This is a genomic window from Citrobacter sp. CK189, from assembly GCF_030333505.1.
GTDB lineage: Bacteria > Pseudomonadota > Gammaproteobacteria > Enterobacterales > Enterobacteriaceae > Citrobacter_B > Citrobacter_B koseri.
The window spans coordinates 529,634-551,683 of record NZ_JAOWFV010000038.1 but is presented as its reverse complement, the minus strand read 5'-3'; the positions used below and the strand labels follow the sequence as shown (position 1 = coordinate 551,683).

Sequence of the window (22,050 nt, the reverse complement as noted above, 5' to 3'; positions counted from 1 at the left end):
AAGGGAATAAAGGATTTCAAATCAAATAAAGTATGACATCAATAAAACTAGTTAAGGAAAACCAGAACAAATATCTCTATTAACATACTACTTATCTATAGATATTTCCCAACTGCTGATCATTCTTTTGAACATGTGTTCAAGATCCGTTGAAGGTTCCCAGCCTAATGCTCGTAGTTTATCTGAGTTAAGTCTCAATTTTACAGTTGGCGCATATCCATAATTGTTCAAATCTTGAGGTATCTGGATATCAACTTTAATTCTATTATCTGCTATTTTTTCGGCAACAAGTTTAGCCATGTTAATAATGCTGCTATGGTCACAAGCAACATTATAACTTTGCCCTTTCTTACCGTTAGTCAAAAGCAATAAAATCGCATATATAGCATCGGCTGTATAACAATAGTTCCCTTCTGACTCACCTGTTGTATGCAAAATGATATCTGAGTTATTCATCGCACTCTTGGCAAATTGTGCAAATACTCGATTATCTGAGAAAGGAACCCCAGCACCAAATGTTTGGGCAAGGCGTGCACTGCAAACATTAATATTGTACTGAGTTGCATAAGCGTTACATAAAGTTTCACAAGCACGTTTACTTTCAGGGTAGCAACTTCTCGGCTTGCTTAAATCAATATAGCCTAGCTTATCCTCCGTCGCATTTTCATAACCTTCTGTCACCTGGCCATAATATTCCATCGAAGAAATGTAGACCATCTTACAATTAGGATTTACCTTGACATAATTTAAAATATTTTTAGTACTATCGAATGCAGTTAGTAGAACCCCAGTTGGATTTTCTACCATTTCTTTAGAGGCAGTAATACTAGCGGCATGTACAATAAAATCAATCTTCTTTAATATATTAATTGGTTCAAGCAAGTCTATTGTAATAAACTCCAAGCAGGAATCAGATATAAAATCTAAAAAAGTTTCTCTCGCCTTATTAAGATTTCTTACACTTGCAAGAACTTTTATATTTGTTCCTAACGTTTTATTTGCATATAGTATACTTTTGACAAGCAAGGACCCTACCAGACCAGTAGCACCTGTAATAAACACAGTAGAATTAGAAAAACTGCCACCCTTAAATATTTTATTTGCGATAAAATCCAAATCTTTTTGTAATATTGTATCTTTAATCATTTCTCATCCCCTCGTTTAAAACCATACAACTGCTCATCTTCTTCTAAAGAGAACATGGCTTTAGCCAAATAAAAATCTTCTTGTGTTGTAATTTTAATATTTTCTGAACCACATTCAACAATATGAAAGTCTGACTCAGGATAATAGTGTTTCACGATGGCACAAGAATCAACAAAAGAGTAATCATTATCCGCTATTGCTTTATGATGTGCAGATTTCAACAAATTAACATCAAAAGCTTGCGGCGCTCTGGCCATATATGATACTTCGCGCTTCAAGACTCCATTAATTTTATGATCTTCAACGGAAACCAAAGTTTCTTTAGCTTTTACGCAAGTAATAGCTATTTTATGTTGTAAAGCTACTGCTATATTTTCCTCTATGAGTTTATTTGTAATGAATGGACGAACGCCATCATGGATTAATACAATACCTTCACTCAACTCTTTTAAACCATTAAATATTGATTGCTGACCAGTCTCACCGCCCGGTACAACTTTGCGTACTTTTGTAATACGATATTGTTCGAGAAGATTATTTAAATAATCCTCCCATCCTTTAACAATTACAACAATTATATTATCTATAGCAGCACAGTTTTCAAAAACCTCTAAAGTATGAATTATAACAGGCTTGCCATAAATCTTTAAAAACTGTTTTGGCAAGTTTCTGGAATTCATTCGGGATCCAGTTCCGCCAGCAAAAATCACCACATGATTCATATTTCCCTCTAACTCTTAACTAACTTGTTTTTAATTTGATTTAATATTGAAAATATGAAAGATTCTTTCATAATTATCAACATTAAAAAATATAAGAAAAAAAACGTACTCGCACTTATAAGGAAAATAACTACTTCATTGAAGTTTATATTATTATTAAGATATATAGAAGCAACACTAGCCAAACTTAAGCTTACTAATAATTTTATATAGCTAATCTTACTAAAAAGTATTCGTGAAAACTTTCTTAGCACATAAATCTGAATTAGAAGGATGCAGAGTTCTGCTATTGCCACAGAGATAGCTGTTCCAACAGCACCTAAATGAGGCATGAGCATAATATTCAGTATCATATTAATAATTGCGGCAAATATAACAGAATAGCAAAGATATTTTTCTTGTTTTAATGGAATTAGCATTTGAATTCCTGTTAAATTAGATACTCCAACAATAAAAATTATAACAGAAAGAATTTTCAGTGGCAGTATAGAACCTTCATAAGCAGGACCGGCAAGGATTAATACGGCAGGTTTTGCAAAGATAATACAGAAAAATACAAGAGGGAGCGACATTATAAAAATAAATTTCATCGATTTTTCTATTACATCATTAAATTTATCTTGCATATTATTTTCAACATAATAGCTTAAACGTGGTAGTAATACAGCACCAAGTGCTGTAATAATACTTACCATAACGTCTTTTATACGGTAAGCAGCATTATAGTAACCAACCTCAGTATTCCCCTGCACAAAACCTAGCATAGCAACACTAACATACACATAAAAAGCAACTGCAATTGTAATTATGAAGAATGTTGCCATAGGTTGAATATGTTTTCTTATATTATAACCTGAATATCTCTTTATATATATTACTTTCTTTAAATTATATAAATTTACTATCCCAGAACCTACAGTCGCAAAAATAATTATAAAGGCATAAGTACTATAGTCTTCTTGTGATTTAATACATAAGAAAATCAGGAAAAATGCTATTAATTTAAAAACTAACGAACGGATTGTGATGTAATAATATTGTTCAACTCCCTTATATAGCCATTCAAATCCAATGATAGTGAATAGAATATTTAATCCAGAAATGAAGAATAATTTCTTTTCTACCCTTAACTCAGGTACTACATAAACAATTAAAAAATAGAGAGCATAAACAATTACCATTAAAAATATGTTTATAGTAATAATTTCATGCACTGTTTTTGAAAGCTTATCTTTATTATCTCTGACTTGAGCACACGCACGTATGCCATAATTAGCAACACCAAATGCAGCTAAAATAGAAAAATAGGATACTATTGAATATGCAAACGCTACTTTACCTGTTCCTTCTGGATTCAAAACTCGTGAAACATAGGGAAAAGTAATCAGCGGAAACAAAAAATTTGAAACCGTAAGAAGCATATTCATTGCAAAATTAAATTTAACCGTTCTTATTTTCATAATTCTACTTAAACACATTTTCCTTATACTTTGCCAAACCATAATAGCCCAAGCATAGTAAAAAAGGATTAAACTCTGGAGACATTAATTGAGGATCAGTGATCGAATGAGCGAATAGAAATATTAGTACAATACCAAAATATTTCTCTCCTCTACTTACAATATCTTTTCCAATTTTAGTATATGCGATCATTACCAGAAAATATATAATCAGTCCATACACTAAAAGTAATTGAACATATGCTGAATCAATATAGAAAAACTTGTTAGTTTTGCTAGCATCTAATATTGAAACAAACTCAACTAAATTGCCAAATAAACTCACATCATATAGTTCAAAACCCCAATGGCCTAAAGCGAGTCGTCCACTAAAAATATCATTTAATTTAGCTAACCAGCTGATAGAAGGATCATAAGTATATTGAAAGTAAATTGCGATAAAACCAAATACAATGAATGAATACTTTGTGAAAAAGCCAAAAATGCGCCCTAGAATAAATGTATTATAACTTACACTCAAGTATTTCAAAAAAATAATAACGATGCAAAATAACGTTACAAGGGCAAATACAGCCCTCGTATCAGTGAGTTCATAAAGAAAATAATTAATAATCAATATAATTATTATCTCACCTAAAAGTACTTTTCCTTTTCTTAAAAAAAACCAACACAATACTAAATGAAAATAAAAATTTGGTAAAAATGTGGGGAAACGATAACCTAATGAATACCTGTAATTACCATCTTCTCTAAAAAGATCAAGATGTGTTTCAGGATAAAGATTTAAAGCATAAGTAAAAAGAACAAATAGCATCCCCAAAAGTGTTGCAAACATAAATGTTTTAATTATCATACTAAATGGTATATGTCTACATAATAGAATAAAAAATAATATCAAAACCCCTTTTCTGAAGTAGATATATCCAACAAAAAATACGATCACTAAAGCGATGTCAATTAATGCACTTTTATTCACTCTATAACTAAACAAAAAGTAAGTAAAAAGCGAAAGAATTATTGCGCCATTAAAATATTTTATAAGTGTATCTACATCGAATAATGTAAAATATTGACTACCGCAGATATGAATAAAAAATACCCATAATAAGTATATAAAGCAAAAAAAATATGAATTTTGCGCAGCCCGATTAAACTTCATCTTATATCCTATTAATGCTTCATTTTTACAAATATAACAGGTAATTTATTTTTTGTTAATTTTAATATATACCCCACACTAACAAGAATCCATGCTTTATTATAACTAAAAATAGGTTTTAATACTTTCAGTTTTCCAGAAAGGAAATCAATATTTTCAAAAAACCACTTATACTTACTTTCTAACTCGATTTTTTTCACCCATTCAATTTGTTCTGAAAGGGTCAAGCCAGATTTTGGGCTACTATTTCTTTCAACTGCTGATAATAAATATCTAAAAAAACGATTAACTAATAAAGTTTTACTTTTTCCAGTTAACTGTGTTCTACTTTCAATTAATGCCTTCAACATAAAAACTGAATTTTGATGAATATCAAAATAATCAGGAACATATTTCGATGTTAAAGTATTTCCATCTCTTCTTTTTTTATAAAAATAATACGGAGAATTCAGAATATAAAAACTATTTATTTTTTCAAAAACTCGAATATTTAGTTCAAAATCCTCTTTCAAAGCCATTGTTTTACATAGGATTTTATTCCTCAAAAGAAAGTCAGTATTATAAAATTTATTATTCATATAGCCGAATAACATTGTTTCTTCTAAATCAAGAAGGGCGTCAATATAATTATCGGTTACAAATCCTGAGTATTTGCTAAGAATATTTTTTGAATACTCTGATACTCCCTCATTCTCATAATCCTCTCTCATCCCAGAGATAATCACCGGTGGACTGTCTGAATCGATCGCTTCAGAAATATCAACCAGCCAATTTAAATCAAACATATCATCAGGATCTGGAAATCCTACATATTTACCAGTCGCATGGCTCAACCCTACATTACGACTTTCAGACAACCCTAAATTTACTGGATTCTGAATAATTCGCATACGTTGATCATTTATAAGCAGGGATAATTTATTTTTTGTGTCGTCAGTCGAACAGTCCTCAACAAATATTACCTCTATATTCTCGAATGGTTGAGTGACAAGCCAATTGTATATACCATCTAAATATTGAGATACATTATAACAACAGAATACAAGAGTTAACTTTGTAGCAGACATCTAATTAATCCCTAATTTACTTAAAAGCTGAGAAGTTGAATCTATATTTTCATAAGAATTGAACTGTTTATGCATTTTATATATTTTTTCACAATAAACTATGGGAACAAAACGTTTAATAGCATCATCTAATTCTTCAGATGTTTGGCACACATCAAAACCCCATGTTCGAATAGGAGTATAAAAACCTCTCATATCTTCATAGTATTTCAGGTCTGGTGTATATAAAAAGCATGGTTTTTCCAATAGCGAGAAATCCCAAATGGACGAGCTATAATCAGAAATCAGCATATCGGAAATTAAAAGTAATTCTTGCATATCAGGATAGTTTCTCACATCGATATAATTGCAATCCAAGCTACTTTTTAATTCTTGATAATGATGACTCCGTAATAGCAAAGTTGTTTTTTTATTAAACACTCGCTCAATGGTATTCATTATTTTATTAAAGTCAGGAAACTCATATATGCTACCATCATCACGCCATGTAGGTGCATAAAGGATAAGAAAATTGCCTTCTCCAACCCCCTCTATATTTTTTCTTTTAAGATTAATAAAATTTCCGTTATTTTTATTTCTAATCAAAAACTCGTTTCTTGGCATTCCTGTTTTTAATATTCTATTCTTATATACAGAGTCCATAATGAAATACTTTGTAAAATATTCAGAACTAGAAATAAAATCAGTTATCATATCATCATGTTGTATATCCAGTAACTTTTGAAAGCAGTTTTTATCCTGATTCAATGATCTTCTTTTATATGCACCGCCACCATGCCATGTTTGAACAAATCGTTGTGATTTTCTAATGAAGAAAAAACGATTAAAGCCAGTATTGCTAATACAAAACTGGCTTGTTACTACGGCATAAAAATAACGAAGTGAAAGATATTTAACTTTTTTAAATTTCGGATCTAATAAATGCTTTTCAGGTTCCTGAAAAACCCATATCAGCTCATAATCTTTATAATTATCCTTAATATAATCTGATATGTATTTGGGATTACATGAGTATTGTAACCCAGAATAGCTCATGAATATTATCTTTTTGCTATTCATGGGAAACAAATAAAAAGGAATCAATAATATTTTAAGTATATAAGTAACAACTAATTTAATTATATCTTTTATCATTTTTAATTTTTCTCAAGTATCTTTCAACAACCAATCGTGGCAGTGGTAAAATTAGACATGTTAGCCAACAGACAGACATGTATTAAAGTAATTAGTAAAAGCATTACTATTCACACTATATAATAGTATGGTTTATCTCCGAGTTTCGTATAAAGAGTTCGAATCAATTGTTAAAGGATAGATCGAATAAGACACGCTACCGCCCCTGGCTTAACAGCTACCAGCACTCTGAACAATTACCAAATTGTACAGCCACCTCGCTAACTCCATGCAACGCTTTAAAGCTGGATACTAATTGTCTTACCAAATGATGACAGAAACAAGGAAAAAAACACAAAAAATGGCTGAAGTTGACGGGGGTAACTTACTGTTATTTCTATACTTTAAAATAAAAAAGGCAGTAAAATAGCTGACTTAAGCACTCTTGCTTATTCAGAATATTTACTGCCATTGGTATTATATCGCCTAATACCTTAAGCGATCGGCTTAGCTTACTCGTTAAGCAACGCCTCAATCCCCTTCCGAAACTTCGCTCCTTCCTTCAGGTTGCGCAGCCCGTACTTCACAAACGCTTGCATATAGCCCATTTTCTTACCGCAGTCGTAGCTATCGCCTGTCATCAGCATGGCGTCAACAGACTGTTTTTTCGCCAGTTCTGCAATTGCATCCGTCAGTTGGATGCGGCCCCAGGCGCCGGGTTCTGTTCTTTCCAGTTCTGCCCAGATATCTGCCGATAACACATAGCGACCTACCGCCATCAGATCTGAGTCCAGCGTCTGCGGTTGATCCGGCTTTTCAATAAACTCAACAATACGGCTGACTTTCCCCTCATTATCCAGAGGTTCTTTGGTCTGGATAACGGAATACTCTGAAAGGTCGCCTTTCATGCGTTTTGCCAGCACCTGGCTGCGCCCCGTTTCGTTGAAACGCGCTACCATTGCCGCAAGATTATAGCGAAGCGGATCGGCCGTCGCGTCATCAATGATGATATCAGGCAGCACCACCACAAAGGGGTTGTCGCCAATCACAGGACGTGCGCATAAAATGGAATGCCCCAGACCCAACGGTTGAGCCTGACGAACGTTCATAATCGTCACGCCTGGTGGGCAAATGGACTGCACTTCCGCCAGCAACTGACGTTTCACGCGTTGCTCCAGAAGTGACTCTAATTCGTAGGAGGTGTCGAAGTGGTTCTCTACCGCATTTTTGGAAGCGTGAGTGACCAGAACGATTTCTTTGATCCCAGCAGCAACAATTTCGTCAACAATGTACTGTACCATCGGTTTGTCAACAATCGGCAGCATCTCTTTGGGGATTGCCTTGGTGGCAGGCAACATGTGCATACCCAGACCAGCTACCGGAATAACTGCTTTCAAATTAATCATTATTTCATCCACCTATAAAATGGTTGCTGAATTATAGCTCTTTAGCATGTTTTAGCCAGCATGAATTACATTATGGCGTTGGATGTGATGGTACGCCGCTTATCCGCAGATTGCAGTAGCCATAATCTTAAGTATGAGTAACTTTCGCCAGGAATGGTCGCAAAACTACCTCCCCCGCTCCGGCAACCTGAAATTGACCGCTTCCACATTCACCACCTTGTGGTTAATCCTGTCGATATCGACCGAGCTCTGCCCCTTCTCATTGACTGCATGAACATTCGCCAGCGACAGCAAGGTGTCCTGTTTCGCCATAAACTTGCCGCGTATATCTTTACGTAGATCAAAGTGCATCTTCAGCGCGGGCCCTGTCGCAGACTCCTGCATTACCTTGATATTACGCAGGAAAAGATGCTGCGGCTGGTTGTGTAGTTCAAGCGTAGCGCGCTTCATATCCAGATTGGTGATCGCCACAAAGGAGGTCGCATTCCCTGAAGAGATCTGAATGCCGCGCAGTTTATAGGCCAGGCGAGTGTTATCAAGATGAATATCATTTAATTTGAAGTTTTGCGGAATGGATAAATATTTGCCTTTGACGACGCCATAGCCAATAAGCATCCCCGCACAATTCACCATATCGATATTATCAATCACGAAATTATCACACCCATAAATTGCTACCGTCGCATTATCAATGCCCGCTTTCTTACTGAAATCAGGCGTGATATTCCGCGCTTTTACATTACGAATGATAAAGTGTTTTCCGTTCTCCACATGAACCAGTTGTCGGCAATCCGATCCGGTAATATTGGCCACGACAAAGTTCTTTACGGTTTGTTCTTCCGGGTAGGCATTATCGTAGGTGCTGCCCGCCAGCCCGATGCCAATCCCCCAATTGATTTTCCCGTTGGTGCAGTCGATGCGTTCTATAACATGGTCAGAGATCAGAATGTTACGATCGTTAATCGCCACGTTCCATTCGATAGCATCCCCTTGCAGATCGCTGAATCGGCCGTTGGTGATGCGCGCGCCGTCCACCTGGTTGTGGAATCCCTGGCGCAGAATGGCGTAATTTGCATGACTGACCGTAATATCATCAATGGTGAGATTACGCATCACTCGCGGCTTTTTGCCGCCAATGTAGATCTGGGTAACGGGGCCGAACCCGCTCATGGCAATCCCCCTGATGGTGCAATCTGAACCGCGCACATCCAGGGTGATGTTGTGCAGGCTGCCGCCCTGCTCTCCTGTTACCTGGCAGCCATCCTGCAACACAAACCGACCGCGACCATTGCCGCTTAAGCGCCCACGCACATGCAGCGTTTTTCCTGCCGGGATAAAGATGCCGGTATTGACGTTCTCGCAGACCAGCCCCGCAGGAACAACAACCGTCTGCGCTTCGCTAAACGCCTGTTTAAACGAGGCTATCCAGTCTCGGGGGTTATAATCCTGAATATTGACGGTTTGCCGGGGTTCAAGCGCGCGGGCAAAGGGGGAATGGAGGACAGGAAGCGCGGCAAGCGCAGAGCCTGCCGTCAGGAAGGTGCGACGGGAGAGTTTATTCTCTGGCATACAACCTCGGTTTACATCGTTTGCAGCAGGCTGGCTAACTGTTGATTAATTACCTGCTGATTAAAATCAGCCTCAACTTTTTCACGGGCGCGTTGTACCACAGGCCGCAACGACTCGGTGTCGATACGACTGAATGCCGCCAGTTGCTCCGCCAACGCCTCAGCATCATTTTCAGGCACCAGCCAGCCCGACTTACCGGCATCCACCAGTTCAGGAATACCGCTGTGAACGGTTGAAACCACCGGCAGCCCGACTGCCATCGCTTCCATCAGCGCCACCGGAATACCTTCCATATCGCCATCCGTACCGGTGATAGACGGCAGCAGAAATACATCCGCGTCATCCAGCATCTTTTTCACTTCATGGCTGGGCTTAAAGCCGGGCATCTCAATCACATCATCAAGCTGGTACTGCTCAATCAATGTGCGCAGGCGTCTCTCCCACGGCCCCATACCCAGGATGTGATAACGGAACGCCACCCCCTGCGCTTTGAGCTGTCGGCAGGCCTCAATCGCTACGTGCAGTCCTTTCTTCTCGGTTAATCGCGCCACGGAAATAATCTCCAGCGGCGTACCCGGCGCTTTTACCGGACGGTGAGTAAAGCGCGTCATATCGACGCCCATCCGCGAGACCGCAATTTTCTCGGGCGGGCACCCCATCGTTTTAAGGCGTCCCGCCCATAATTCACTGATAGGCAGCATGAGATCGCCACGCTGGAACAGGCGTTGATATTCAGGCGTGTAGTGATTGAGTACATCGCGGTGCGATACATCAATACCGTGAAAAACGGTGGAGATTTTGCCTTTGATCACGCCAAGTTCCCGCAACTTCGCCGCCGTTACGCCCGCCGGGCCAAAATGGGCGATAAAAACATCCGCCTGGAACATTTTTGGCGTCAGCCCGCAGATTGCGGACAGAATCAGGTTGCGCGCTTCATCACCGTAACGTGAAACGTTCAGCGCCTTCCAGGTCGATGCGCGCGTACCGCCACGCAAAGACGCAATGGCGCGATAGCGTAGCTTCGCCAGCTTGCCTTCCGGTTCATCCAGCAGCCAGTGCGTTTTTTCACCCAGGCGGTAGGTGTCATACGCCGCATGCGTGTTCTCAAGGTCGCCTTTATGCAACGCGACAATTTCCACCTCAAACCCCATATCGATAAACGCGGTGATCTGGTTCAGCACGAAGGTCTCTGACGACAGTGGGAACTTCAGTAAAAAGAAGCTGACCTTCATTTCCCCTCCCCGATACGGGTTAACACTGACTGCACCATGCGAAGGCCCTGTTCACGCTCGCGGTTTACGGCGTCCGCCAGTCGCGCGTTCAACGCGGGCAACTGCCCCAGCGTATCGGCCACCATCGCTTCCAGGCTGCCGTCCAGCAAATGACGAATGTCGATCGCCATTTCAGGCAATCCCAGCTGTTGCATAATTCCGGCAGATTTATGCTCATAATTAATGGCAATCGCAGGGGTCGCGAAATTCATGGAAATAATGGCGGAATGCAGGCGCGTGCCCACGGTCAGCTCACAGGCACCGAGGATTTTCCCCATTTCAAGATCGTTGAGTTCGTCCATTACCACATGGTAACGATCCGGGTCGCTGACGTGCTGGCGCAGGTTTAACGCCACCATGCGATCGTCTTTGTTATAGCTGTCGATACCGGTACAGGTTGACAGCGCAATCACCTGATAGCCTTCCTCAAGGATACGGTTCACCACGCCAGCAAACGCCTTCTCGTAAGCCTGTTGGGTGGTTCCCAGACGCTTATCGAATGGCGCCAGTTCACGCAGCGTAATCGCAACCGTCTTTTGCTTTCCGGCAAGGGCTAACCAGTGCTGAACGGCATAACCCGGTTCAAAATCGTCATTGTGATGCTCAACCAGCCAGGCGGTATCGACCCCCGATTCAACTTTCGTCGTGGTGATATCGCTACGCTTCATCAGCTCCAGACTGACTGATTCACGCAGAATCAACGCATCACAATGACCAAAGACGTAATTCGCCAGCGTGTTGAACTGCTCGTCCTGGAAGGGGCCAACGCTATGACCAATCATATACAGCGGCTTCTTCGCCATAAAAGTACACAACGCATGTTCAAACTGCGGCACACCGTACAGATCGACGAAAAACGAGCCCCCGACCTGGATAATAGCGTCATAACCGGATAACAGACGCACGAAGTCGGTAAACCCTTGCGCAATGGCAATATTGCGCAGCTTGCCGGTATCGGTGACGCGGGAGAGCAGTACCTGATGCTGATAGCGGCGACGCAGCACTTTTTTCACACGCCCCATCACGCCCGCCGCGTTATTGTGCTGTTTCATCTGCGAATAGAGCGGATCGCCCATCACCGGGCGATTCAATAACCAGGATGAGCTCACCGGATAGCGACTCATCACATCCACTTCTGCGTCAGGCTCAAGACGGTTAATGGCATCCAGCAGGCCGCGCAAAATTGCGCTGTCGCCACGATTGCCGCAGGTGTGGTTGCCCAGGATCAGTAATTTCATATTTGCCCCTTAAAATCGTTGCCGGATGGCGGCTGTCGCCTTATCCGGCCTACAGCAAAATCAATTCATAGGCCGGATACGACGCGTAAACGTCGCCATCCGGCAAAAGTTATCCTGCGCGAAGCAGTGTTTTCATTTTTTCGCTACGGCAAAACTGGCGCTTCATCTCCACCACCAGCGGATGGCGCGAAAGCACAATCATCACGGCGAAGGCCAGCGCGCCCGCCACGATTTGCGTTGCCAGCAGTACGCTCAGCGGCAGATGTCCATTCAGCGCAATCCCCAACCCATAGCTCACCGCCAGGGTAGGTAAAGAGAGATAAAACGGTAGCCACAGGCTAAGGATGTACTGGCGGTAACTCGACCCCAGCACCGGTTTAATCATGACGAAATAGCTCAGAACGGTATTGATGATCTGCACCAGCAGGAAGCCCAGCGTCACGCCTGTCGCCCCCGCCAGATGGCCGCCAACGATAATTGCCGGAATGAACAGAAAGGTTTTGAACACATTGAATTTGAAGCTGATATCGACGCGCGCTTTCGCCATCAGCAACGAACCAATCGGGTTGCCGACAGAGCGCAACAGCCCCACCACGCACAGCAGTTGCAGCACCGGAATGATGCTGTTCCACTTCTCGCCAAAAACCAGCGGCACAAAATTATTCGATACCACCATCAGACCGAGCAACGCGGGAAAATTAATAATCCCCACGACCGACAGCAGCTTGTAGAAGTTGACGCGCAGCTTCTCCGTATCATCCTGAATTTTGGCGAACGCCGGGAACAATACGCGGGTAATGATCGGGTTAAGCTTCATTGGCGGAACTACCGCCACGTTATAAGCAAGGTTGTATCCCCCGGCGACGCTCGCGCCGAGAATACGCGCCAGCACCAGCGTCGACAGGTTAGTATTGACGTAATTGATGATGCTGTCCGCCGTCAGCCATGCGCCAAAGCGCAGGTTCGACGAAACAGACGCCAGCGAAAAATGCAGGCCGGGGCGGTAGATCCTCCGGCCAAAATAGCCGAACAGCAGCGTACGGACGGCGCTGTTGACCAGATAGCCGAGGATCGCCGTCATTGCCAGCGGCCAGAAATGGGCGCTGACCACGGTAAAGGTGAACCCTGCCAGCACCGAGCTGGTCTCGATCATGCCTATTTTGTTAAATTCCAGCTCCTTTTGCATCAACGCGCGAAACTGTTGCCCGTGAGGGATCACCACAAACGCCAGCGACAGGGTTTTAATCAGCGGCGCCAGATCGGGGTTATGCAGCACGTTGCCGATCGCGTCGCTAAGCAAAAACACCACGACGCACACCGCCAGCCCTAAGCCAACGTTCAGCCAGTACAGGGTGGTGAGTTCGAGGTGGCTTATCGTTTTACGCTGGATAATGGAGTTGGCAATACCGAAGTCCGACAGCGTATCGGCGAGGGCGATAATCACCAGCGACACGGTCAGCAGACCAAACTGGTGATTATCAATAATCCGCGCCAGCACGGTCATCTGAATCAGTCCCAGCCCGATAATGATAACCGTAGCGATCGCCGACCACTTCGCCCCACTGATGGTTTTTTCTCGTAAGCTCATGATCGTTCCTCAGTACGCCGCTTTATTCACAAAGCCTTTGAACACCGTCAGAAAAACAATCTTGATGTCAAACCACACGCTCCACTCACGGATGTACTCCAGATCAAACTCCACGCGCTTTTCCATTTTCTCCAGCGTGTCGGTCTCGCCGCGCCAGCCGTTGATCTGCGCCCACCCCGTAATGCCGGGTTTGACTTTATGGCGCAGCATGTAGCCTTCGATAAGCTGGCGATACTGCTCGTTATGCGCCACCGCGTGCGGGCGCGGCCCAACGATAGACATACCGCCGGTCAGAACGTTGATAAACTGCGGCAGTTCATCAAGCGAGGTACGGCGCAGAAAATTCCCCACGCGGGTTACACGCGGGTCGTTTTGCGTCGCCTGCGTCACCACTTTGTCGTTTTCCATCACCTTCATGGAGCGGAATTTCCACACTTTGATCGGCTTACCGTCCATGCCATAACGGGTCTGGCGGAAAATAATCGGCCCTGGCGAACTGAATTTGACCGCCAGCGCAATGCAACACAGCACCGGAGAGATCAGCAGCAGAATCAGCGACGCCAGCACGATATCTTCCGCGCGTTTCAGCAGACGATTGATCCCTGACAGCGGCGTGTCATACAGCGGCACGACCGGCACGCCGCTTACCTCTTCAATGCGCGAGTGCAGAATATTGAAGGTAAAAACATCCGGGATGAGGATGACCGAGCAGGTGGTGTCCGCCAGAGCGCGCACCAGTTTTTTTACCTGCGCCCCGTCACTCATCGACATAGCGATATAGACGTTATGAATGCGTGAGGCTTTAGCATCCTCGACCAGTTGTTGCAGATTTCCGGCCCAGTCAGAAGAGACGCCGCCCGGTTTCGGATCGTAGTAAACGCCGACCACTTCAAAACCCAACCACGGCTCCTTGCGGAAGCTGTCCAGCAGCGACTGACCGGCAGGAAGATCCCCCGCCACCGCCACCCGGCGCGTGTTGTACCCACGGTTACGCAGCCATCCGGCTCCGTAGCGAATGAACGAGCGGCAGACCACCAGACCCACGCTGGAGAGCGCATACCACGCCAGCCAGACGGTAAGACGGTTATCGAAGTCGTTATTGAAGGCAATCAGGCCCGCGCTGAAGACCAGACTCAGCGTCCAGTTTTGCAGCAGCAGCGCCAGTTCCGTCGAAATCTTCACGCCGCGCCAGGAACGGTAAAAATCAGTTATGCCGCCCAGCATCTGAAAAACCACCAGCGTGATCAGCGCCACCAACAGATGCATATACAGGAAAGGCAATCCGCTCAGCTTGCAGACAACCCATAACCCGCCAAACATGATGGTGATATCCGAAAAGCGTTGCACCATAGAGATTAACGATGCATTGGTTTTGGCTCGCTCGCGCTTTTTTAGATTTGTCATCGTTGTTCCTGTTATTAGCCCCTTACCCGTCGCCGGGTAAGGGAAGAACCGACATTACTGATTCAGCAACGTCAGCAGGGTTCGCGTTCGCGCTTCCATCAGCGGAATGTCGCCGCGTGATTCCACGTTCAGCCGCACCACCGGTTCGGTATTGGAAGAACGCAGGTTGAAGCGCCAGTCGGCAAACGACATGCTGATGCCGTCAGTTCTGTCCACCGTCAGCGCTTCACGCGCAAAGTGTGCTTCCACCCGGCTGATGGCGGCCGCAGGCTCTGCCAGTTTGCTGTTGATTTCACCGCTGGCCGGGAACGCCGCCATCCGGTCACGCACCAGTTCCCCCAGCGACTGCCCTTTCAGACATACCAGCTCCGCCACCAGCAGCCACGGGATCATCCCGCTGTCGCAGTACGCAAAATCACGGAAGTAGTGATGGGCGCTCATTTCGCCGCCGTAGATAGCATCTTCATGGCGCATACGTTCTTTAATAAAGGCATGGCCGGTTTTCGACATCACCGGCGTGCCGCCCGCCGCCGTCACCACATCAACGGTGTTCCAGGACAGACGCGGGTCGTGGATGATCTTCGCTCCCGGGTGTTTCTCCAGAAATGCCTCCGCCAGCAGGCCGACAATGTAGTAGCCCTCAATGAACTGCCCTTTCTCATCGAACAGGAAGCAGCGGTCGAAATCCCCGTCAAAGGCAATGCCCATATCTGCGCCGTGTTCAATAACGGCGTTGCGGGTGTCATCGCGACACTCCGGCAGCAGCGGATTAGGGATGCCATTCGGGAAGTTGCCGTCCGGCGTGTTGTGGATTTTGATGAAGTCAACCGGCACGCCCTGCGCCTTAAAGCGGGCTTCAATGGCATCCACCACCGGGCCTGCCGCGCCGTTGCCGGAGTTGATGACCAGCTTCAATGGCGTGAGATTGTTGACGTTGATGTAGCCGAACAGGTGGTCGATGTAGGCGTCACGCAGATTGATCTGCTTATAGCTGCCGCGTCTGGCTTCGTTGACCGGTGGAAAATCATTGGCTTCCGCCAGACGCTGCACGTCGCGCAGGCCGGTGTCGCCGCTGATGGGGCGCGCGCCCTCACGCACCAGTTTCATACCGTTGTAGTCCATCGGGTTATGGCTGGCGGTCACTTCAATACCGCCATCGACGCCCAGATGGAAGGTCGCAAAATAGATCTCTTCCGTGCCGGAAAGGCCGATATCCAGTACGTCAACGCCCGCATCCTGCAACCCTTTCGCCAGCGCCAGTTTCAGCGACTCGCTTGTCAGGCGCACATCGCCGCCCAGCACAATGGTTTTCGGTTGCAGGAACTCGCCGTAAGCGCGGCCAATACGCCACGCGATATCCTCATTCAACTCTTCGCCCAGCCTGCCGCGAATATCGTAGGCTTTAAAACAGGTTAATTTCGTCATGTTTTTTACCCTTCTTCAGGCAACAGTTGGCCCTGACTCTCGTAAGAGCCTTTTTCAATTTTTGTTTTATTGCCCGGTGGCGCTGCGCTTACCGGGACTACGGACCTGTAGGCCGGATAAGCAACGCGCCATCCGGCAACTTACCAGGCTTACACCCGCCCGTAGCGATCGGCGAAGCGCACCACGTCGTCCTCTTCAAGGTACGAACCGGAGCGGACTTCAATCAGGTCGAGCGGAATTTTTCCCGGATTCTCCAGGCAGTGGGTCGCCCCCAGAGGTATGTAGACAGACTCGTTTTCACCGAGCAGTTTGATTTCGCCGTTGATGGTGACTTTTGCCGTCCCTGCAACCACCACCCAGTGCTCCGCCCGATGGTGATGCATCTGCACGGAGAGCCCCTCGCCGGGTTTAACGGTAATACGTTTCACCTGATAACGGTCGCCAGCGTCGATGGAGTCGTATTTGCCCCACGGCCGGTAGACTTCACGGTGGATATGGTGCTCATGACGCCCGTCAGCTTTAATCTGCTCCACCACTTTTTTCACATCCTGCACCGCATTGCGATCGGCAATCAGCACCGCATCTTTGGTCTGTACAACCACCAGGTCTTTCACCCCGACGGTCGTCACCAGGCCCGACTCCGCATAAACGTAGCTGTTTTCCGTTTTATGGCTAATGACGTCGCCGTGATGCACGTTTCCCTCGGCGGTATGCGCGCTGATTTCCCACAGTGAAGACCAGGAACCCACGTCGCTCCAGCCGGCATCCATCGGCATAACCACCGCATCCGCCGTGCGCTCCATCACCGCGTAGTCCACCGACTCTTCCGGGCAGGCGAGGAACGCCTCTTCATCCACGCGGATAAAGTCGAGGTCGGGGTCAACGATGCTCATCGCGTTTTCGCAGGCGTCCAGAATATCGGGACGGTATTTTTTCAGTTCTTCCAGATAACGCCCGGCGCGGAACAGGAACATCCCGCTGTTCCAGTAGTAGTCGCCGCTCGCCACGTAGGCCTGCGCGGTTTCAAGATTGGGTTTTTCGACAAACTGCGCGACGTCAAAAGCGACCGCGTCTTGCTCGCCGGGAGAGACATCGCCGCGACGAATATAGCCATAGCCGGTTTCCGGCAGATCCGGCACGATGCCGAACGTGACCAGCTTACCCGCTTCGGCATACGGAATGGCGTTACGCACCGCGTCGCGAAATGCCCCTTCATCAGCAATGACGTGATCGGCCGCCAGTACCAGCATCAGCGGATCGCCTTCCGGGCTGTGGCGTTTCGCCGCCAACGCCGCCAGCGCAATCGCTGGCGCGGTATTGCGCCCGGCAGGTTCGAGAATAATGTTCTCCGTCAGTTTGTTTAGCTGGCGCAACTGTTCGGCGACAATAAAGCGGTGCTGCTCATTGCAGATCACCACCGGGCTTTCGCACTCCACGCCGTTCAGACGACAAATGGTCGTTTGCAGCATGGTGAGATCGCCCTTCAGGCAGAGAAACTGTTTTGGATAAAGTACACGAGAAAGCGGCCATAAACGGCTACCCGAGCCACCCGCCATCACGACCGGATAAAGTTTACGTTGACCCATGATTTATCCCCGAATATCTGTAATAAATTGACGTAACACGTTCTCTTTATCGAGCGTGCGTTCGGCATATTCGCATGCCACCGTGTTGTTCTCAGGCATGGCAAGCGCCTGGGTAATCCCCGTCACCAGCGCGTCGACCGATTCCGGTTCCACGCAAACGGCAATGCCGGGATAGTCGCGACAAAGCTGGCCGAGTTCAGTTTCCGGTTCAGCGGTAATCACCGCGTTGCCGCCCACCGCCAGAATATTGGTCAGTTTCGACGGCAAAACGGCATCCGCCGCGCCGCGCTTTTGCACCACCAGATGGCAATCGCCCATCTTCAGCAGCGCAGGTAAGGCTTCATAAGGCTGAAGCGGATAAAATTTGACGTTATCCAGGCCGCGCTCACGGGCCATTTTTTCCAGCCGCGCTTTGCCGCCGCCCTGCCCGACAATGACAAACAACCAGGGGCGATCGGTAAGACGCTCAGCAGCGTCAATCACGTTCTCAAGCCCTTGTTTTTCACCAATATTGCCAGAGTACAGAATGATTTTTTTATCATCCGGCAACCCCAACGTCTGGCGTAAGCGGGCCGCATCGCTAGCGGTCACGTCGCGAAAACGCGCCACTTCCGACCAGTTAGGGAAGAAAATCACCTTGTCTGCCGCGACCCCTTTCTCCTGCGCTTTATTCATCATTGAGCGGGAGATGGTGGAGACGTTATCGACGTTGTGCAGACCGCTGCGCTCGAACGCGGCGGCCAGTCGGGCAACCTTACCGCTCTTGCCTTGCCCGGCCAGCCCCAGACCGAGCATCGCATCCACCTCGTAGTCCTGAATATGCAGCAGCGTGCGCGCGCCGGAGAGTTTCGCCAGCAAACGCATACCCGGCGTGCAAAACAGCGTCGGCACCACGCCGATAATCCGATCCGGCTTCCAGCGTCGCTGCGCCATCAGCGGGAAGAAACTGCTCAGGGCGAAACTGCCCAGGTGCAGCAAGCGTTTCAGCGTCGATGGCTGCGTCGGAACATATAACGGGCAGCGCCAGACGGTAGCCGCCCCCTCTTCCCGGCGATAACGCCAGGAGGAATACTGCTCGCCCACTTTCCACTGCGGGTAATAAGGCGGCGCGGTGATCACCCGAACTTCATGCCCTTCACGCGCCATCCACTCCACCATCTCGCCGGTGTATTTACCGATGCCGGTTAGCTCCGGCGAGTAGTTGATGCCGTACACAAGGATTCTCATACGCTTCATCCTTCAACCTGACTCTGCGTTGGCTGCATCTGCTCACCCCTGCCGCCTTGATTCAGGCTGAATGATTTCGTGTAACATCCAGGCGCCCCGGACTGACGATCCGCGAGGAAGTACGCCCGACTGTTGTCGTGAACGCTGGCGCTTGCCAGAAGCCGATCAGGCGTCTGCCAGCGATAATCTTCATGTTGTTCATCAGGCAGATGCAAATCCGCCTGATTCACCTTCAGGCGAAAACCAAGCACAACGTAATGAGTGGTAAAGTCTTCGCCGGAGAAGTTATCGTCATAGAAGTGCTGCCAGACGCCATAAAACGCGCCTGCGGACAGCGGTAAACGCAGCCCCAGTTCCGCCTGAGTGAGACGCTCAAACGCTTTTTCCAGCGTCTCATCCTTCTGCACGCGCCCGCCCGGTACGAACCAGTAACCCTGCGCAGGGCGATTGGTGCGCTTGCCCAGCAGGAACTCGCCGCGCTCATTCTCCACGATCAAATCAATGGAGATCAGCGGCGTAGAGCGCACGACGGTAGCGAAATCTTCCTGACGTAAAAACATGTTTACCCCCGGAACCGGTGCTGGTTCTCAAGGAACCACTGGTAAGTGCTGGCAAGCCCGGCCTCCAGCGACACCTCGTGATACCAGCCAAGCTGATGCAGGCGCGTTACGTCGAGCAGTTTGCGCGGCGCGCCGTCCGGTTTCGTGGCGTCAAACACCACCCGCCCTTTGTAGCCCACGACCTGAGCGATCGTTTGCGCCAGCTCCCGAATGGTGCAATCCACACCAGTACCGACGTTGATGTGCGAGAGCATCGGCTGCGTGTTCTCCTGCCACACTTCGCGATCCAGCTCCATCACATGGATGCTGGCAGCAGCCATATCATCCACATGCAGGAACTCGCGCATCGGTGTCCCGCTGCCCCATACCACTACATCCGGCGCGTTCTGCTCGGTCGCTTCATGGAAGCGGCGCAGCAGCGCGGGAATGACGTGCGAATTACTCGGGTGGAAGTTGTCATGTGGCCCGTACAGGTTGGTCGGCATGACCGAGCGGTAATCGCGGTCAAACTGGCGATTCCAGGACTCGCACAGTTTGATCCCGGCAATTTTGGCGATGGCATACGGCTCGTTGGTTGGTTCAAGCGACCCTTGCAGCAGTTCGCTTTCCGCCATCGGCTGTTTTGCCAGTTTGGGGTAGATACAGGAGGAACCGAGGAACAACAGCTTGTTCACGTTGTGCAGATGCGCGGCGTGAATGATGTTGCTCTCAATCATCATGTTCTCGTAGATGAAATCGGCCGGGTACGTATTGTTGGCGACAATACCGCCCACCTTCGCCGCCGCCAGATAAACCTGGTCAATGCGTTCTTCAGCGAAGAATGCCTGTACCGCCCGGCTGTCCAGCAAATTCAGCTCGTCGCGGGTGCGGAGCACCAGCTCCACATCCTCGCGCTGCGCCAGCTGTCTTACGATGGCGGAACCCACCATCCCGCGATGGCCCGCCACAAAAATACGTTGTTTCATCATCCTCAGGACTCCAGCGCGATGGCAACCTCGTAGCCATGAGATTTCAGCAAGGAATGTTTCTTCGCCGCTTCCAGGTCTTTCGCAACCATTTCAGACACCATCTCCTGGAGTGTGATCTCCGGTTTCCAGCCCAGCTTCTCGTGCGCTTTTGACGGGTCACCCAGCAGGGTTTCCACTTCCGCAGGACGGAAGTAGCGCGGGTCAACGGCGATAATCACATCACCCGGCTTCACGCCCGGCGCGTCATGACCGGTGACAGAAACGACAATCCCTTTCTCTTCCACGCCTTCCCCTTCAAAGCGCAGTTTGATTCCCAACTGTGCCGCCGCCATTTCGACGAACTGACGCACGGAGTACTGCACGCCGGTCGCGATCACGAAATCTTCCGGCGTCTCTTGTTGCAGCATCATCCACTGCATCTTGACGTAGTCTTTGGCATGGCCCCAGTCACGCAGGGAATCCATGTTGCCGAGGAACAGGCAGGACTCCAGCCCCTGAGCGATATTGGCAATCGCGCGGGTGATTTTGCGGGTCACAAAGGTTTCGCCACGACGTGGAGATTCATGGTTGAACAGAATGCCGTTACAGGCGTAGATGCCGTAGGATTCGCGGTAGTTAACGGTGATCCAATAGGCGTACAGTTTGGCGACGGCATACGGAGAGCGCGGATAGAACGGCGTGGTCTCTTTTTGCGGAATTTCCTGCACCAGACCGTACAGCTCAGAGGTGGAGGCCTGATAGAAACGGGTTTTCTTTTCCAGGCCCAGGAAGCGGATTGCCTCCAGCAGACGCAGCGTACCCAGCGCATCTACGTCGGCGGTGTATTCCGGGGACTCAAACGAAACCGCAACGTGGCTCATTGCCCCCAGGTTGTAGACTTCATCCGGCTGCACTTCCTGCAAAATGCGGGTCAGGTTGGATGAATCGGTCAGATCACCGTAGTGCAGGTGGAATTTCGGGTTGCTGGCATGCGGGTCCTGATAGATATGATCCACGCGTTCGGTATTGAACGAAGACGCACGACGCTTGATACCATGAACCTCGTAACCTTTCTCCAGCAGAAGTTCCGCCAGGTAAGAACCATCCTGCCCGGTTACGCCAGTAATGAGAGCGACTTTTGACATTTCATTTTCCTCAAATA

At 47.3% G+C, this 22,050-nt stretch carries 17 protein-coding genes and 1 pseudogene; all 18 read right to left on the bottom strand.

Features of this window, described 5'->3' with window-relative positions:
* Window positions 1-87: 87 nt before the first annotated feature.
* On the bottom strand, window positions 88-1,146 hold the full coding sequence (locus OGV83_RS12475; RefSeq protein WP_049009119.1) for an NAD-dependent epimerase/dehydratase family protein: 1,059 nt from the start codon (window positions 1,144-1,146) through the stop codon (window positions 88-90).
* Complete coding sequence (locus OGV83_RS12470) at window positions 1,143-1,868, bottom strand: IspD/TarI family cytidylyltransferase (RefSeq protein ID WP_065422780.1); 726 nt, start codon at window positions 1,866-1,868, stop codon at window positions 1,143-1,145. Before OGV83_RS12470 ends, OGV83_RS12475 begins: the two co-directional genes overlap by 4 nt.
* An 8-nt stretch (window positions 1,869-1,876) precedes the next feature.
* Window positions 1,877-3,328 carry a flippase gene (locus tag OGV83_RS12465; protein WP_071258898.1) on the bottom strand — a complete coding sequence of 484 codons (1,452 nt, stop codon included), beginning with the start codon at window positions 3,326-3,328 and terminating at the stop codon, window positions 1,877-1,879.
* Window positions 3,329-3,332: 4 nt separating this feature from the next.
* Complete coding sequence (locus OGV83_RS12460) at window positions 3,333-4,163, bottom strand: hypothetical protein (protein WP_139267365.1); 831 nt, start codon at window positions 4,161-4,163, stop codon at window positions 3,333-3,335.
* 335 nt (window positions 4,164-4,498) lie between these two features.
* Window positions 4,499-5,554 (bottom strand): glycosyltransferase family 2 protein, encoded by a 1,056-nt coding sequence (locus tag OGV83_RS12455; RefSeq protein ID WP_286463713.1) that lies wholly within the window; start codon window positions 5,552-5,554, stop codon window positions 4,499-4,501.
* Window positions 5,555-6,613, bottom strand: coding sequence for a CDP-glycerol glycerophosphotransferase family protein (locus tag OGV83_RS12450; RefSeq protein WP_225622031.1), 1,059 nt, complete (start codon window positions 6,611-6,613; stop codon window positions 5,555-5,557). It lies immediately after the preceding gene.
* Window positions 6,614-7,179: 566 nt separating this feature from the next.
* Window positions 7,180-8,073, bottom strand: coding sequence for a UTP--glucose-1-phosphate uridylyltransferase GalF (gene galF / locus OGV83_RS12445; protein ID WP_012131721.1), 894 nt, complete (start codon window positions 8,071-8,073; stop codon window positions 7,180-7,182).
* A gap of 165 nt (window positions 8,074-8,238) precedes the next feature.
* The gene (gene wcaM, locus OGV83_RS12440; protein ID WP_286463710.1) at window positions 8,239-9,642 is read right to left on the bottom strand and encodes a colanic acid biosynthesis protein WcaM; all 1,404 of its coding nucleotides are present in this window, start codon (window positions 9,640-9,642) and stop codon (window positions 8,239-8,241) included.
* A gap of 11 nt (window positions 9,643-9,653) precedes the next feature.
* A complete protein-coding gene (gene wcaL / locus OGV83_RS12435) occupies window positions 9,654-10,874 on the bottom strand; it encodes a colanic acid biosynthesis glycosyltransferase WcaL (protein WP_286463709.1) in 1,221 nt (406 codons plus the stop codon).
* On the bottom strand, window positions 10,871-12,151 hold the full coding sequence (gene wcaK, locus OGV83_RS12430) for a colanic acid biosynthesis pyruvyl transferase WcaK (protein ID WP_286463707.1): 1,281 nt from the start codon (window positions 12,149-12,151) through the stop codon (window positions 10,871-10,873). The genes wcaL and wcaK overlap by 4 nt, the downstream gene beginning before the upstream one ends.
* 109 nt (window positions 12,152-12,260) lie before the next feature.
* Complete coding sequence (wzxC, locus tag OGV83_RS12425) at window positions 12,261-13,739, bottom strand: colanic acid undecaprenyl disphosphate flippase WzxC (RefSeq protein WP_049009102.1); 1,479 nt, start codon at window positions 13,737-13,739, stop codon at window positions 12,261-12,263.
* A 9-nt stretch (window positions 13,740-13,748) separates the two neighbouring features.
* Window positions 13,749-15,143 carry an undecaprenyl-phosphate glucose phosphotransferase gene (wcaJ, locus tag OGV83_RS12420; RefSeq protein WP_047462612.1) on the bottom strand — a complete coding sequence of 465 codons (1,395 nt, stop codon included), beginning with the start codon at window positions 15,141-15,143 and terminating at the stop codon, window positions 13,749-13,751.
* Window positions 15,144-15,197: 54 nt separating this feature from the next.
* A complete protein-coding gene (cpsG, locus tag OGV83_RS12415) occupies window positions 15,198-16,568 on the bottom strand; it encodes a colanic acid biosynthesis phosphomannomutase CpsG (RefSeq protein WP_012131713.1) in 1,371 nt (456 codons plus the stop codon).
* A gap of 149 nt (window positions 16,569-16,717) precedes the next feature.
* Window positions 16,718-18,154 (bottom strand): mannose-1-phosphate guanyltransferase, encoded by a 1,437-nt coding sequence (cpsB, locus tag OGV83_RS12410; protein WP_012131712.1) that lies wholly within the window; start codon window positions 18,152-18,154, stop codon window positions 16,718-16,720.
* A 3-nt stretch (window positions 18,155-18,157) separates the two neighbouring features.
* Window positions 18,158-19,381 (bottom strand): colanic acid biosynthesis fucosyltransferase WcaI, encoded by a 1,224-nt coding sequence (wcaI, locus tag OGV83_RS12405; protein ID WP_047462609.1) that lies wholly within the window; start codon window positions 19,379-19,381, stop codon window positions 18,158-18,160.
* Between the two features lie 86 nt (window positions 19,382-19,467).
* Window positions 19,468-19,941, bottom strand: a pseudogene (locus OGV83_RS12400) (GDP-mannose mannosyl hydrolase); the annotation flags it as partial.
* Window positions 19,942-19,943: 2 nt separating this feature from the next.
* A complete protein-coding gene (fcl, locus tag OGV83_RS12395; RefSeq protein WP_047462602.1) occupies window positions 19,944-20,909 on the bottom strand; it encodes a GDP-L-fucose synthase in 966 nt (321 codons plus the stop codon).
* Window positions 20,910-20,911: 2 nt separating this feature from the next.
* The gene (gene gmd, locus OGV83_RS12390; protein WP_012131708.1) at window positions 20,912-22,033 is read right to left on the bottom strand and encodes a GDP-mannose 4,6-dehydratase; all 1,122 of its coding nucleotides are present in this window, start codon (window positions 22,031-22,033) and stop codon (window positions 20,912-20,914) included.
* Window positions 22,034-22,050: the final 17 nt, after the last annotated feature.

Coding starts and splice junctions, on each gene's coding strand:
- OGV83_RS12475 (WP_049009119.1), bottom strand. CDS start 1,146: ATGATTAAAGATACAATATTACAAAAAGATTTGGATTTTATCGCAAAT.
- OGV83_RS12470 (WP_065422780.1), bottom strand. CDS start 1,868: ATGAATCATGTGGTGATTTTTGCTGGCGGAACTGGATCCCGAATGAAT.
- OGV83_RS12465 (WP_071258898.1), bottom strand. CDS start 3,328: ATGAAAATAAGAACGGTTAAATTTAATTTTGCAATGAATATGCTTCTT.
- OGV83_RS12460 (WP_139267365.1), bottom strand. CDS start 4,163: ATGTTTGCAACACTTTTGGGGATGCTATTTGTTCTTTTTACTTATGCT.
- OGV83_RS12455 (WP_286463713.1), bottom strand. CDS start 5,554: ATGTCTGCTACAAAGTTAACTCTTGTATTCTGTTGTTATAATGTATCT.
- OGV83_RS12450 (WP_225622031.1), bottom strand. CDS start 6,613: ATGAATAGCAAAAAGATAATATTCATGAGCTATTCTGGGTTACAATAC.
- galF (WP_012131721.1), bottom strand. CDS start 8,073: ATGATTAATTTGAAAGCAGTTATTCCGGTAGCTGGTCTGGGTATGCAC.
- wcaM (WP_286463710.1), bottom strand. CDS start 9,642: ATGCCAGAGAATAAACTCTCCCGTCGCACCTTCCTGACGGCAGGCTCT.
- wcaL (WP_286463709.1), bottom strand. CDS start 10,874: ATGAAGGTCAGCTTCTTTTTACTGAAGTTCCCACTGTCGTCAGAGACC.
- wcaK (WP_286463707.1), bottom strand. CDS start 12,151: ATGAAATTACTGATCCTGGGCAACCACACCTGCGGCAATCGTGGCGAC.
- wzxC (WP_049009102.1), bottom strand. CDS start 13,739: ATGAGCTTACGAGAAAAAACCATCAGTGGGGCGAAGTGGTCGGCGATC.
- wcaJ (WP_047462612.1), bottom strand. CDS start 15,143: ATGACAAATCTAAAAAAGCGCGAGCGAGCCAAAACCAATGCATCGTTA.
- cpsG (WP_012131713.1), bottom strand. CDS start 16,568: ATGACGAAATTAACCTGTTTTAAAGCCTACGATATTCGCGGCAGGCTG.
- cpsB (WP_012131712.1), bottom strand. CDS start 18,154: ATGGGTCAACGTAAACTTTATCCGGTCGTGATGGCGGGTGGCTCGGGT.
- wcaI (WP_047462609.1), bottom strand. CDS start 19,381: ATGAGAATCCTTGTGTACGGCATCAACTACTCGCCGGAGCTAACCGGC.
- fcl (WP_047462602.1), bottom strand. CDS start 20,909: ATGATGAAACAACGTATTTTTGTGGCGGGCCATCGCGGGATGGTGGGT.
- gmd (WP_012131708.1), bottom strand. CDS start 22,033: ATGTCAAAAGTCGCTCTCATTACTGGCGTAACCGGGCAGGATGGTTCT.